We start from the raw sequence: 13650 nt of genomic DNA, 5'->3' as shown, positions 1-13650 counted from the left end.
ATAGGATTAGCTTTTTTATTGATAAATAGAATATATAATCTTTTTTTATATTGATTTTAGGTATTTTTCTGGTATCTTGTAAATACAGTGAATTTAATGGTAGTCGTACAGGAAGTGATAGTGAACTTGTAATGGAATATAGTATGTTCAATACTACAGATTCACAATTGTTAACTTTAGAAAAAGACGATGTAATAGATGTGGAAATAGTTAATGACTCTGGAAAATTAGATGTTGTAATACAAGAGGATGATAAAAATCCTGTTTTCGAAGGAAATAATCTTAAGACAAGTACATTTCAAGTAAAGGTTAATGAAAGTGGAACATATAAAATTAAACCATTTATAAAAAACAAAAAAATCATTTCTGTAACAAAAAAAACCACAAAAAATATAAAAAAGTATGGCTAGTTAAGTGATTAACAAGTAAAAATTAAAATAAAAATTAAAAAAAATTTATCAATGAAAGTCAGCTAAAATCCTATATGAGAGCATTGCTTTAGGGAAAACATTTTCTCGTGTTTCACAAAAAGAGCCACTTTTTGGCACACGACATGCTTTATATAAAGACAAGAAAACCAGATGTAAGATAAGTGCAATTAGGAGGTGTAAATATGGAGTTTATAAATTTTGTAAGTGATAAAGTTATAAACCTTAAAATGGAGTGTAAAACAAAAGAAGATTTCTTTAAAGAAATACATAATAAAGTTTTTGAATTAGGCTTTGTAAAAGAAGAATTTGGAGAAAAAATATTAGCAAGAGAAAATGTATTTCCAACAGGTTTAAATCTAGGTGATTATGGAGTAGCCATACCACATACAGATGCAGAATATATTAAAGAACAATTTATAGCAGTCTGTACTTTTAATGAACCAGTAGTATTTAGTTCTATGGAAGACCAAGATGAAAAAGTACCTGTAAATTTGGCTTTCGTATTAGGACTTAATCAACCACACAGTCAATTATCTGTATTAACAGAATTAATGGGAATTATGCAAAATAAAGAGCTGGTTGATAAATTAATGAATTCTACTGATAAAGAAGAAGTTTTAAAGACAATAAAGTCTTTATAAAAATAAAAAAGTACTAAAATAAAAAATAGAAAAATAAAATTATTAGGAGGAAATAAAAATGAAAAAAATATTAGTAGCATGCGGAGCAGGAATAGCAACATCAACAGTGGTTTGTGACAAGGTAGAGAGATTAGTTAAGGAAAATAATATACAAGCAGAAGTTATACAATGCAAAATAGCTGAATGTGCAACAAAGCAAGAAGGAGCAGATTTAATAGTATCAACAACTATATTACCAACAACTTATAATATACCAGCAATAAAAGCAACAGCGTATATAACTGGAGTAAATACAGCAGCATTAGATAAAAAAATATTAGATGCTTTAAAATAATCCTATCATAAATACATTGAAATCATATTTTATAAAACAGAAAAAGGAGGATTTATAAATGGATAAATTATTAGCAATAGTACAGTACATTTTAAATATGGGACCAACAGTAATACTACCAATAACAATTGTAGTATTAGGAATGATATTTAGAATTAAGTTTACAAAAGCTTTAAAGTCAGGTCTTACAATTGGTATAGGCTTTGTAGGTATAAACTTAGTTGTAAATCTATTAACATCAACATTAGGTCCAGCAGCTCAAGGAATGGTTGAAAGATTTGGACTTAATTTAACAGTAATAGATGTTGGGTGGCCAACAACAGCATCAGCAACATGGGCTTCACCAGTTGCACCAATATTAATACCAGTTTGTTTATTAGTAAACTTACTATTATTATACTTCAATAAAACAAAGATATTAAACGTTGATATATGGAATTATTGGCACTTTATAGTAGCAGGTGCAGTTGGATATATAGTAACAGGAAGTTATGTTTGGGCTATATTCTGTGCGATATTAATGGAATTATTAGTACTATTTATTGCAGAAAAGACAGCAAAAAATGTTCAGGAGTTTTATGATTTGGAAGGTATAGCATTACCAACTGGTTCAACAGCTTCATTTGCTCCACTTGGATATTTAGTAGGTAAATTTGTTGAAAAAATACCAGGAATAAATAAAATACAAGCAGACCCAGATTCTATACAAAAAAGATTTGGTATATTTGGAGAACCAATGATGATGGGGATTATACTAGGTATAATACTTGGAGCACTTGCTGGATATGATGTAGCAGGAATATTCAATGTAGGTATATCAATGGGTGCAGTAATGTTGCTTATGCCTAGAATGGTTAGAATATTAATGGAAGGTTTAATTCCAATTTCAGAATCAATAAGAGATTTCTTACAAGCAAAATATGGAGACAGAGAACTTTATATAGGTCTAGATGCAGCAGTAGCAACTGGACATCCAGCAGTTATATCAACAGCTCTGATACTTGTTCCTATAACTTTATTCCTAGCAGTTATACTACCAGGAAACAAAGTTTTACCATTTGGAGACTTAGCGACAATACCATTTTATATGGCATTTATAGTGTGCTTTAGAAAAGGTAATATAGTTCAATCAGTTATAACAGGAACAATAGTAATAGCTATATCACTTTATATGGCTACAAACTTTGCAGATGTTCATACACAATTATTACAGCAAGCAAATATGATGCCAAAAGGAACAACAATGGTTACAAGTATAGATACAGGTGGTAACTTGCTAAAATGGGGAATATTGAAATTATCTCAATTAGTTTCTTCATTTGGAATATTCTAATATGTAGTTAATAGAGATTACTCTTTTTTAGTAAAGTATGCGAAAATTTAACATTTAGCAGCTACTAGAAAAGAGTAATATTTTTTATAAATTTTTAAAAATACAAAATACAAGAGGAGGAAATTTATCGTGAAAGCAGCAGTATTACATGGCACAAATGATATGAGATTTGAAGATATAGAAATAAAACCATGTGAAAGTGATGAAGTAAAAATAAAAGTTATGGCAGCAGGAATATGTGGGTCAGATCCTCCAAGAGTATTAAAACATTGGAAATATCCAGTTCCAGCTATACCAGGACATGAATTTTCTGGAGTAATTGCTGAAGTTGGTAAGGATGTAAAAAATGTAAAGGTTGGAGATAGAGTAGTTGCAATTCCTTTTATACCTTGTAATGAATGTGAATATTGTAAAAGAGGATTATTTTCACTATGTGATGACCATGGAATGTTAGGAGCTAAAAGCTTTGGAGCCTTTGCAGAGTATGCAAATATAAAAGCTACAAATGTACTTCCAATAGGAGATATGGACTTTGAAGATGCCGCTATGATAGAGCCACTAGCAGTTGCTATGCATGGAGTACTTAATATAGGTGTTCAAGTTGGAGACACTGTAGCCGTAATGGGTAGTGGAACAATGGGACAGTTAGTAATACAAGGACTTAAAATAGCAGGAGCAGGAACAATTATAGCAGTTGATATATCTGATAATAAATTAAGAGAATCAAAGGAATTAGGAGCTGATATAATAATCAATGCTAAAGATGTTAACCCAGTAGAAAAAATAAAAGAACTTACTGGTGGTAAAGGTGTTGATATAGCTCTTGAATGTGCAGGCTCAAAAATAACTCAAGAACAATGTTTACTTATAACTAAAAAGAAAAGTAAAATAGGATTTTTAGGAATAGCATATTCAGATATAACTTTATCAGAAGAGGCATTTGAAAATATATTTAGAAAAGAACTAGAATTAAAAGGTTTCTGGAATTCTTATTCTGCACCATTCCCAGGGCAAGAGTGGACTAAGGGAATCAATCTAGTTAACGAAGGAAAAATAAAATTAAAGGAAATGGTATCTCATAGATTCTCACTTGAAGACACTTACAAAGCATTTGAAATGATAAGAGATAGAAAAGAAGAATTCAATAAAATATTAATTTTACCGCAAGGGGTTGAAAAATAATGAAGGCAGTAGTTAAAACTAAACCAGGCTATGATAATGTAGAAGTGTTAGAAGTAGAAGAACCAAAAGCTACAGGAGACAAGGTTAAAATAAAAGTAGAATATAGTGGTATATGTGGTTCAGACATACATTCATTTAAAGGTGAATATGCAAATATAAAAGCTCCAGTAACATTAGGTCATGAATTTTCTGGAATTGTTGTAGAAGTAGGAGAAGATGTTAAAAATATAAAGGTAGGAGATAGAGTTACATCAGAAACTACTTTTGCAACTTGTGAGAAATGTATATACTGTGCAACTAAAGATTATAACTTATGCCCAACTAGAAAAGGTATTGGTACTCAAGTAAATGGAAGTTTTGCTGAGTATGTATTATCAAGAGAGGAAAGTATACATGTACTTCCTGAAAATGTATCTTTATTATCAGCAGCCCTTACAGAGCCACTAGCTTGTTGTGTTCATGCAGCTCTTGAAAAGACTACTATAGAAAGCACTGATACAGTTTTAATAATAGGACCAGGACCAATTGGTTTATTATTAGCTCAAGTTGTTAAATCTCAAGGTGCTACAGTTATAATGTCTGGTGTTACAAAAGATAAAGAGAGATTAGAAATAGCTAAGAATCTTGGAGTAGATAGAACAGTAAATGTAATGGAAGAAAGTTTAGCAGATGTAGTAAATGAAATGACTGATGGAAATGGAGTAAATAAAGGATTTGATTGTTCTGGATTTATGCCAGCAGTTAATGAAGCTTTAAGACTACTTAGAAAAAAAGGTACTTTCGTACAAGTTGGAATATTTGCTAAAAAATTAAATGAAATGGACCAAGAAGCAATAATACAAAGAGAGTTACAATATATAGGAAGTAGATCACAAAAGCCAAGTTCTTGGGTTATAGCACTAGATTTAATGGCAAGTGGAAAAGTAAATACAGAAGCTTTGGTTACTAGAACTGTTGATTTAGACGAATTTAAAGAGGGTATTACAGCTTTAATGAATGGAGAAGAAATAAAAGTAGCAGTAAAATCTTAAAAAAACATTTGTATTATTTAAAAAAAAATTGTAAAATCTACTGTAGGATAAAAAATGTAAGGTCTTAAAAAATAACAGGAGGAAAAAAGTATGAGCACTCTTAGAGATCATTCTAATAATATTAGAAAAAACATAATAAAAATGGTTGCAGAAGCTAAAAGCGGACATCCAGGTGGTTCATTATCAATAGCTGATATGTTAACAGTATTATATTTTGATAAGATGAATGTATGTGTAGAAAATCCAAAAATGGATGACAGAGATAGATTTGTTTTATCAAAAGGTCATGCAGCACCAGCGCTATATGCTACATTGGCAGAAAAAGGATTTTTCCCAGAAGAAGAGTTACTAACACTAAGAAAATTTGGTTCTAAGTTACAAGGTCATCCAGACATGAAAAAAGTAGCAGGTATCGATATGTCTACTGGTTCTCTTGGTCAAGGGCTATCTGCAGCAAATGGTATGGCACTTGCAGGGAAATTAGATAATAAAGACTATACAGTGTATACTATATTAGGTGATGGAGAAATCCAAGAAGGTCAAATATGGGAAGCTGCAATGACAGCATCACATTACAAATTAGATAATTTAATTGCATTTGTTGACTTAAACGGATTACAAATAGATGGTTCTAATGAAGAAGTAATGAATGTAAATCCAGTAGATGACAAATTCAAATCTTTTGGATGGAATGTAATGGTAATAAATGGACATTCTTTTGAAGAAATAGGAAATGCAATTGATGAAGCTAAAAAAGTTACAGGAAAACCAACTGTAATAATAGCTAAGACAGTAAAAGGTAAAGGTGTTTCATTTATGGAAAATAATGCTGCATGGCATGGAACAGCTCCAAATGCAGAACAAGCAGAGCAAGCATTGAAAGATTTAGAAGGAGGTCTATAGGAATGGGAATAGCAACTAGAGAAGCTTACGGACAAGTGTTAAAAGAACTTGCAGAAAATAAAGATATAGTAGTATTAGATGCAGATTTAGGAAAAGCTACAAAAAGTATATCATTTAAAGAAGTTGCCCCAGATAGATTTTTTGATATGGGGATAGCAGAAGGTGACATGATTGGTACAGCAGCAGGTCTTGCTACTTGTGGGAAAATACCTTTTGCAAGTACTTTTGCAATATTTGCAGCAGGAAGAGGCTATGAGCAAATAAGAAACTCTGTAGCATATCCAAATTTAAATGTTAAAATAGCAGCTACTCATGCAGGTGTAACAGTAGGTGAAGATGGTGGTAGCCATCAAGCTATAGAAGATATATCTCTAATGAGAGGTATACCAAATATGGTTGTATTAAATCCAGCAGATGCTTTAGAAGCAAGACAAGCTATACTTGCATCTATTGATTATAATGGACCTGTATATATAAGATTAGGTAGAGCTGCAACTCCTGATGTAAACAGTGAAAACTATAAATTTGAAATAGGAAAAGGAACTGTTTTAAGAGAAGGTTCTGACATAACAGTAATAGCTACAGGAATAATGGTAGCAAAAGCTTTAGAAGCAGCAGAAGAACTTGCTAAAGAAGGTATAAGTGTAGAAGTTGTTAATATTTCTACAATAAAACCATTAGATGAAGCTTTAATAAAAGAAACTGCTAAGAAAACTGGAAAAGTAGTTACAGCAGAGGAACACAGTATAATAGGTGGTTTAGGTTCAGCTGTATGTGAAGCTTTAGCAGAAACTAAAGATGTAGTAGTTAGAAGAATTGGTGTTAAGGATGTATTTGGTCAATCAGGTACACCAGCTGATTTATTAAAACATTATGGATTAACTACAGAAGATATAGTAAAAAATATAAAAGAGTTGTTATAGATATAAATATGTCTAAATAACAAATTGATTTGACGTAAATCAATTAAAGCTGTCTTAAAAATAGAAAGAAATTTCTACAATGGGACAGCTTTATTTTTACAATACTTTATTTTTATGATAATTATAAATTAATATAAAGATAAGAAAAAAATTATAAAAAGAGGTGTTATTTAATGAAAATATCTATTGGATGTGACCATGGTGGTTATGAATTAAAGGAATATATAAAGGAAAATTTAATAAATAAAGGTATAGAAGTTGAAGATGTGGGTACAAATTCAAAAGAAAGTGTAGATTTCCCAATATATGCAAAAAAGGTAAGTCAAAACGTCCAAAGTAAAAAATCAGATTTAGGCATACTTTGTTGTGGAACAGGAATAGGTATGTCTATTGCAGCAAATAAGTTTAAAGGAATCAGAGCTGCTGTTGTTTCTGACTGTTTTTCAGCTCAAGCTACTAGAGAACATAATAATACAAATGTACTTTGTTTAGGTGAAAGAGTTATTGGGAAAGGATTGGCAATGAGAATTGTTGAAGAATGGTTAAATTCAAGTTATAATGGAGAAAGACATGCAAGAAGATTACAAATGATTGATAATATAGAAAAAGAAAATTTATAAATATCTAAAATTTATAACAAGGGGGAACGTTATGTCTATTATTTGTGCTTCAATAATGTGTGCAGACCAAATGAAGTTAAAAAAGGAATTAGAAGCTCTTGAAGAAGCAGATGTAAAATTACTTCATTGTGATGTTATGGATGGAATATTTGTCAAAAACTTAGCTATGGGACCGGAGCTATTAAAATCAATAAGTGAAAATACAACAATACCCTTAGACATTCATTTAGCCACAGAAACTCCAGATAAATATATTGATATGATGTCTTATATAAAGCCAAAATATATTTCTTTTCATGTAGAATCGAGTACAGATGTAAAAGCTGATATACAAAAATTAAGAAATTATGGTATAGCTCCAGTGTTAGCAATAAGTCCTCAAACAAGTGTGGATAAAATAGAAGAATATATAGGTTTGGTTGAGGGTATCTTAGTAATGACAGTAAATCCAGGATTTGCAGGTCAAAAGTTTAATCTTCCTGTGTTGGATAAGTTAGATAAACTTACAGAGATACTAAAAGATTATGATAATCCTCCATTTATAGAGGTTGATGGAAACATAAATAAGGATACTATTAAACTTATGAATGGTAAAAAAGTAGATATATATGTTGTTGGTACTTCAGCTTTATTTAATGACAAGCCTCCAACTTCATATAAATATAAAATAGAAGAACTAAAAGAAAGTATAAAGTAACTATGTAATAAAAGTATAAGATGTTTCTGTTTAATTGTGAAAAGTTTAGATAGAAACAAGAAATTTTATAATATTTAATAAAAATTTTAGTTGAGTAAGGAGAATTTTTTATGGGAGACCTATATAAACTGCAAAATGGTACTGATGTTAGAGGAATAGCGTATGAAAATGATTCTAAAGAAGTTAACCTAACTGTAGAAGAAGTAAGAAAAATAGCTAAAGCATTTCATATTTGGCTAAAAGAAAAGACTAAGAAAGATAAAGTAACTGTTGCTATAGGAACTGATTCTAGGATAACAGGAAGTAAGTTTAGAAGTATTGTTATTGAAATTTTAACTAACAATAATTGCAATGTAATTGATTGTGAGATTGCTACAACTCCAGCAATGTTTATGACAACTATTATGGATGGATACAATTCTGATGGTTCGATTATGATTACAGCTAGTCACTTACCTTATTATTATAATGGTTTAAAGTTTTTTACAGAAAATGGTGGTTTAGAAAAAACTGATATAAAAGAAATGTTGGATATAGCTGTTAAAAATGATAGTATGGATTATGAAGAAGTAGATAAAAAAGGTGAAGTTATAGTAAAAAATTTAATTGAAGATTATTCTAATTTATTGATAGATAAAATTAGAAAAGGTGTAAATTCAAGTAAAAATTATGAAAAGCCTTTTTCTGGGCTTAAGATATTAGTTGATGCAGGAAATGGAGCTGGTGGATTCTTTGCTGAAAAAGTTTTACACATACTGGGAGCAGATACAACAGGGAGTCAGTTTTTGGACCCAGATGGTATGTTCCCAAATCATATACCAAATCCTGAAAATAAAGAAGCAATGGAAAGCATATGTAAAGCTGTGTTGGATAATAAGAGCGATTTAGGAATAATATTTGATACAGATGTAGATAGAGCTGCCATTGTAGGTAAAAATGGTAAACCAATAAATAAAAATGCTCTTATAGCTGTTATATCATCAATAATATTGGAAGAACATCCAAAAACAGCTATAGTAACTGATTCTATTACTTCTGAAGGACTTGCTAAATTCATAAGTGAATTGGGAGGAAGACATCATAGATTTAAAAGAGGATATAAAAATGTAATAAATGAAGCCATAAGATTAAATAGTGAAGGTGAAGAGTGTCATTTAGCTATAGAAACATCTGGACATGCTGCTTTAAAAGAAAATTACTTTTTGGATGATGGAGCATACTTAATAGCTAAAATTTTAATAAAAGTAGCAAAACTATCTTTAGAAGGAAAGACTATAGAAGAATTGATAGAAAACCTTGAAGAAGCAAAGGAAGAAAAAGAGGTTAGAATAGGCATTAATAAAGAAGACTTTAGAGCATATGCAGAAGATATATTAAAGGATTTAGATTCTCATGTTAGAAGTGTGAATGGATGGTCTGTAGCACCAAATAATTTTGAAGGTATAAGAGTTAATTGTAATGAATCAAATGGAGATGGATGGTTTTTACTTAGAATATCACTACATGAACCACTATTAGCTTTGAATATTGAATCAAATAAAATTGGTGGAGCAGAACAGATTTATTCTCAGTTAAAACTTTTCTTAGAAAAATATGAGTTAAAAGGTCTTTAGGGTAAATAAAAAGCATATATTTATATTGGAGAATGAATGTAAATTTATACCTAGGATTACAAATATTACAAAATTGTAATCTTAGGTAACAGAGATGTAACTGATTATGGAAACACTATGTGATATTATAAATACAGAAAGATGAAATACATGATGAATTATAGAGAAATATAATTTAAAATGTATTAATATCACACCAAAAAGGTATAATCAAAAAAATATGTAAATATAAACCCCAACATTTAGAAAGAGACCTCCAAGGAGGTTTTTTTCTTGTTTAAATAACTTAAAAATATATTATTTGTAGATGTATTTTCATTTTTTAAAACAAATATACGATATCACGATATATATGTATGTACATTAGTAGAGAATGACGTCATAAGTGCAGTAGGTTATATAGTTCAATCATTTAAATCTCATTATTAAGAATTTACAACAAATATTTATTTTAATATAGTTCATTATAAATATGTACACAGAATAAATTATAAAAGCTATTTTTGAGACTTTGTAAAGGGTAGAAAATCCACCCTTTATTTATTAACTGTCAACTTGAAAACATATAACCATTTTATAAAGGTAATAATTAGATTAGAAAAAGTAGAATAATACAATAAAGTGACATATTACAAAATCTCAAATAAATTTCCTTATTGCGCAATTTAAGTTAAAATAAATATTTATTATAAATTAGGTGTATGGAGTATAGCAGGAACATCTTTATTGCTTAATAATTCATCAAACGATTTATGGTCAGATTTATAGCCAATTCCTTCTCTATATTCTAACTCATCAACAAGTTTGTATTGCTCACAGGCATTTTTTACTTTTTCATAATCTTCAGTAGAATTAGCTTTATAAACTATCTTATTATTAAAGGTTATTTTATCAGCAAATTTAGGTTTTACAAAATATTTAGCATCTTTTATTTTACCAGCATTATATAAATTTTGGATAACTGAACCATTTTTTAAATGTTGTAAATGGTCATCCAACTTATAGGTATGTGCTATATGAGTCACACTTTTAAGCTTTTCTTCAAAAATAAGAGCAACTTTTTCCATGTAATTAAAGTCAGTATTACCATTTACATTTTTTTTTGGTAATAGTATTATATTCTCTTTTTTTACGCCAAGATTATCAAGAGAAGCTAAAAATTCTCTGTTCCTGTATTCTGATTTTTGCATATCTGTAAGATTTTCATATTTTTTATATTTATTAAAAACATATATACCACGTCCAGTAGATACTAGAACCACAAATACATGATTTTTTCCTCTTTCTTTTATAGCATTTAAAATAGCACTACCAGCCCACAACACTTCATCATCTTGATGCTGAACATAGAAGACAACATAATCTTTAAATTTTTTATGACTATAATTTATATAACTATTAAAACCTGTTAAAACTAAGCATAAAACTAGAATGATAGATAAAATTCCATATTTATTTATGGTAAATTTCTTGTTTTTGAGTGTCATTTAATCATCTCCTGAAAAGTTGTCTTAGTCATATTATCAAACAAAGCACTAAAAATTATTTCTTAAATACTAAAAAATATAGAGTAGATTAATGGAATAAAATTTTTTATTAATTTAAAATCAAAAAATATTTATGTATATAGCTAATCAAAAAATAGTTATAAGGAGTATACATTGATATTTGTATACTCCTTACTAAGGAATTGCTTATTTACTACAAAAACAGAGTCTGTTGAGACCTAAAATACTTGATGCACCAGCTATCGTAGTTCCATAATAGTAAACTGGCTTATTCAGTGATAGAAAATTTACAATTGAGTTGTTACATAATGCTATTGACTTGTTCTAATAAGTAATCTTTCAAAGTATCAAATATATTCATAGAAAAAAGACTCTCCCTTCTGTTTTATTTCTTCATTCAACTCAAAAATATAATTTATTTTCCATTGTTCATTATTCCTATCTTATGAGCAAAAAACATTGCTTCAGAAATATCATGAGTAACATGAATTACTGTTAGCAGAGGGGTATTTCCCTGCTAATGTTTCTAGAAATAGAGTTTTTCCTGAGCCACTAGAACCTAATAAAACAAAATATTCATGGTTATTAATATCTAAACTATTTTCTTGTAATTTAAAATTAGGTAAATCAAGAGATAAGTTTTTTATTTTTAACATATTAATTTTTATCAACCTCTCTATTAAAAAATATCTCAAAAAACATCAAGCATGTAAGTGATATAAATATCAAAATTACAGCTATTCCAATTGCAATATCTATATCACCAGTAGACATATTTAAATATATTGATGTAGGAACAATTTCAGTTTTCATACATGTAGAGTCTGCTATCATAGCTACTGCACCAAATTCACTACATCCAAGAGTGCGTGCAACAAATACCATTTTTTCATTACTTTCGTTTAATGAAGTGTGAAGTATTTTAATAGTAAGTGGGAGATTTACAAATACTTGTGCTAAAACTATACCTTGTTTTGTAAATACAAAATCAAGCTTAAGAATCTTGTAAATGAAATCTCCAAGACCCATTCTTCCAAATAAAAGCAAAAGAGCAATTCCTGATACTAGGTGAGGAAGAGACATGGGGAGATTAATTATCTGTATAAGATGTCTAAGTTTTTGTTATGTTTTGTTATGTTTTATAATATTTTATCATATTTTATCATATAGAGTTAAGAAAAAAAGATTTATTTGAAAGGGAATATAAATTTTTCAGTTTTTCAACTAACATTTCAATATTTCTCTTAGAGAGGCCTTTGATGTCATTATTTGATTCTGATATGTAGGTGTTCGTTGTTGATATTTTCCTATTATTTAAATTTTTTATATGGTATTTTGTAAACTATTTTAAACAGAGGAGCGTTCTTTTTAAAGAATGATATAGTGTATAAATCATATAAATTATAAACAGAATAATATCCTTATAATTGTGATTTTCTAATCTAGGAATATATTTTATTTTAGTAAATTTCAAGAATAGAATAAAAAGGAGAGAATAAATAAAGGTACTTATGTTTGTAATTGTCAATATATTATTGTTATAATAAATTTATTGTGTTAAAGGTAGATACTATCATATCCCCCTAAAAAACTTTTATAAAAACAAAAAGAATATATCTTTTGGTAGCTGGCTAACATAACTTATAAAAATTTTACAAGCTTTAGTCCCTATAGCTTTGCGTCACTAAATTTCTCTAGTTTTGCCGATTTAGTTTTACTCTACAGTTATATAATACAATAAAATTAACTATCATTCAATATAATTGTTTGAAAATTTAAAAAATTTGAATAAATATAATTGAATTTTTAAATAATTTTAAAGAAATTTTATACTATGTTATAATTATTATAATTAAATTTTTTATTGGTTGTTATATGTTTATGCACAATAAAATTATAATAAATGATGATGTATTTACAATTTATCAGTTGTTAAATAAAGTTTATATTTATATTTTAAAAGAGGTGAAATAAAATGAAGAATCATAATGACATAGAGAAATGTGAATTAGTCTTTAAATCATTGTCAGATAGTATAAGATTAAATATTTTATTAGAATTAAATAAAAAAGAAAGTATATGTGTTTGTGAACTAGTTGAATATTTTGATATGCCACAATCAAAATTATCATATCATTTAAAAATGTTACTAGATGCTAATTTAATAATAAAAGAAAGACAAGGTAAATGGAACTATTATAGTATTAACATGGAAGAGTTAGAAGCGTTTTTATCAAAAGAATTAATTCTTAAAATTTTTTAAAATATACTTGCACATATCAAGTTTATTTGATATGATTTTGATTTACATATCAAACAAAATTGATGCGTTATAATAATTTTATCGAACAACTTATTCAAAAAACAACTTATAATTATATTTATAGTGGTTACATTTGTGATAGCTATTAGTGCAGGATATTTAGTTCAATTT

At 28.4% G+C, this 13650-nt stretch carries 15 protein-coding genes and 1 riboswitch; of the genes, 12 read left to right on the top strand and 3 right to left on the bottom strand.

Features of this window, described 5'->3' with window-relative positions; all coding sequences use genetic code 11:
- Nucleotides 1-50: 50 nt before the first annotated feature.
- The 11 genes from KGF39_RS12125 to KGF39_RS12075 all read left to right on the top strand — a co-directional run bounded on the left by KGF39_RS12125 (nucleotide 51) and on the right by KGF39_RS12075 (nucleotide 9708).
- Entirely contained in the window at nucleotides 51-410 is a 360-nt protein-coding gene (locus KGF39_RS12125; protein ID WP_227822497.1) for a hypothetical protein, read from the top strand.
- A 203-nt stretch (nucleotides 411-613) separates the two neighbouring features.
- Nucleotides 614-1072: a PTS sugar transporter subunit IIA gene (locus KGF39_RS12120; protein ID WP_227822496.1), complete on the top strand. Its 459-nt coding sequence runs from the start codon at nucleotides 614-616 to the stop codon at nucleotides 1070-1072.
- A gap of 58 nt (nucleotides 1073-1130) precedes the next feature.
- The gene (locus KGF39_RS12115; RefSeq protein WP_003430711.1) at nucleotides 1131-1406 is read left to right on the top strand and encodes a PTS sugar transporter subunit IIB; all 276 of its coding nucleotides are present in this window, start codon (nucleotides 1131-1133) and stop codon (nucleotides 1404-1406) included.
- 58 nt (nucleotides 1407-1464) lie between these two features.
- Nucleotides 1465-2739: a PTS galactitol transporter subunit IIC gene (locus KGF39_RS12110; RefSeq protein ID WP_227822495.1), complete on the top strand. Its 1275-nt coding sequence runs from the start codon at nucleotides 1465-1467 to the stop codon at nucleotides 2737-2739.
- A gap of 129 nt (nucleotides 2740-2868) precedes the next feature.
- Nucleotides 2869-3921, top strand: coding sequence for a galactitol-1-phosphate 5-dehydrogenase (locus tag KGF39_RS12105; RefSeq protein WP_054274331.1), 1053 nt, complete (start codon nucleotides 2869-2871; stop codon nucleotides 3919-3921).
- Nucleotides 3921-4952, top strand: a complete 1032-nt coding sequence (locus tag KGF39_RS12100; protein ID WP_054274330.1) for a zinc-binding dehydrogenase — start codon at nucleotides 3921-3923, stop codon at nucleotides 4950-4952. Before KGF39_RS12105 ends, KGF39_RS12100 begins: the two co-directional genes overlap by 1 nt.
- 90 nt (nucleotides 4953-5042) lie before the next feature.
- Nucleotides 5043-5855, top strand: a complete 813-nt coding sequence (locus tag KGF39_RS12095) for a transketolase (RefSeq protein WP_227822494.1) — start codon at nucleotides 5043-5045, stop codon at nucleotides 5853-5855.
- A 2-nt stretch (nucleotides 5856-5857) separates the two neighbouring features.
- The gene (locus tag KGF39_RS12090) at nucleotides 5858-6778 is read left to right on the top strand and encodes a transketolase family protein (RefSeq protein ID WP_054274328.1); all 921 of its coding nucleotides are present in this window, start codon (nucleotides 5858-5860) and stop codon (nucleotides 6776-6778) included.
- A 173-nt stretch (nucleotides 6779-6951) separates the two neighbouring features.
- Nucleotides 6952-7398, top strand: a complete 447-nt coding sequence (gene rpiB / locus KGF39_RS12085; RefSeq protein ID WP_227822493.1) for a ribose 5-phosphate isomerase B — start codon at nucleotides 6952-6954, stop codon at nucleotides 7396-7398.
- 31 nt (nucleotides 7399-7429) lie between these two features.
- Nucleotides 7430-8095, top strand: coding sequence for a ribulose-phosphate 3-epimerase (locus KGF39_RS12080; RefSeq protein WP_227822492.1), 666 nt, complete (start codon nucleotides 7430-7432; stop codon nucleotides 8093-8095).
- Nucleotides 8096-8205: 110 nt separating this feature from the next.
- A complete protein-coding gene (locus tag KGF39_RS12075; protein WP_227822491.1) occupies nucleotides 8206-9708 on the top strand; it encodes a phosphomannomutase/phosphoglucomutase in 1503 nt (500 codons plus the stop codon).
- 686 nt (nucleotides 9709-10394) lie between these two features.
- Here the strand turns inward: KGF39_RS12075 and KGF39_RS12070 are convergent.
- From KGF39_RS12070 to KGF39_RS12060, 3 genes are all read right to left on the bottom strand, one after another.
- Nucleotides 10395-11195 carry a PIG-L family deacetylase gene (locus KGF39_RS12070; protein ID WP_227822490.1) on the bottom strand — a complete coding sequence of 267 codons (801 nt, stop codon included), beginning with the start codon at nucleotides 11193-11195 and terminating at the stop codon, nucleotides 10395-10397.
- Between the two features lie 494 nt (nucleotides 11196-11689).
- On the bottom strand, nucleotides 11690-11872 hold the full coding sequence (locus tag KGF39_RS20255; protein ID WP_227822489.1) for an ATP-binding cassette domain-containing protein: 183 nt from the start codon (nucleotides 11870-11872) through the stop codon (nucleotides 11690-11692).
- 1 nt (nucleotide 11873) lies between these two features.
- Entirely contained in the window at nucleotides 11874-12299 is a 426-nt protein-coding gene (locus tag KGF39_RS12060; RefSeq protein ID WP_227822488.1) for a hypothetical protein, read from the bottom strand.
- A gap of 536 nt (nucleotides 12300-12835) precedes the next feature.
- Nucleotides 12836-12931: riboswitch (cyclic di-GMP riboswitch) on the bottom strand.
- 260 nt (nucleotides 12932-13191) lie between these two features.
- Here KGF39_RS12060 and KGF39_RS12055 point away from each other — a divergent pair.
- On the top strand, nucleotides 13192-13479 hold the full coding sequence (locus KGF39_RS12055; RefSeq protein ID WP_227822487.1) for an ArsR/SmtB family transcription factor: 288 nt from the start codon (nucleotides 13192-13194) through the stop codon (nucleotides 13477-13479).
- Nucleotides 13480-13650: the final 171 nt, after the last annotated feature.

Origin of the sequence: Clostridioides sp. ZZV14-6345 (assembly GCF_020657775.1) — a bacterium.
GTDB classification, from domain to species: domain Bacteria; phylum Bacillota; class Clostridia; order Peptostreptococcales; family Peptostreptococcaceae; genus Clostridioides; species Clostridioides difficile_D.
The sequence above is the reverse complement of the archived record's forward strand: the minus strand, read 5'-3'. Positions and strand labels throughout refer to the sequence as shown.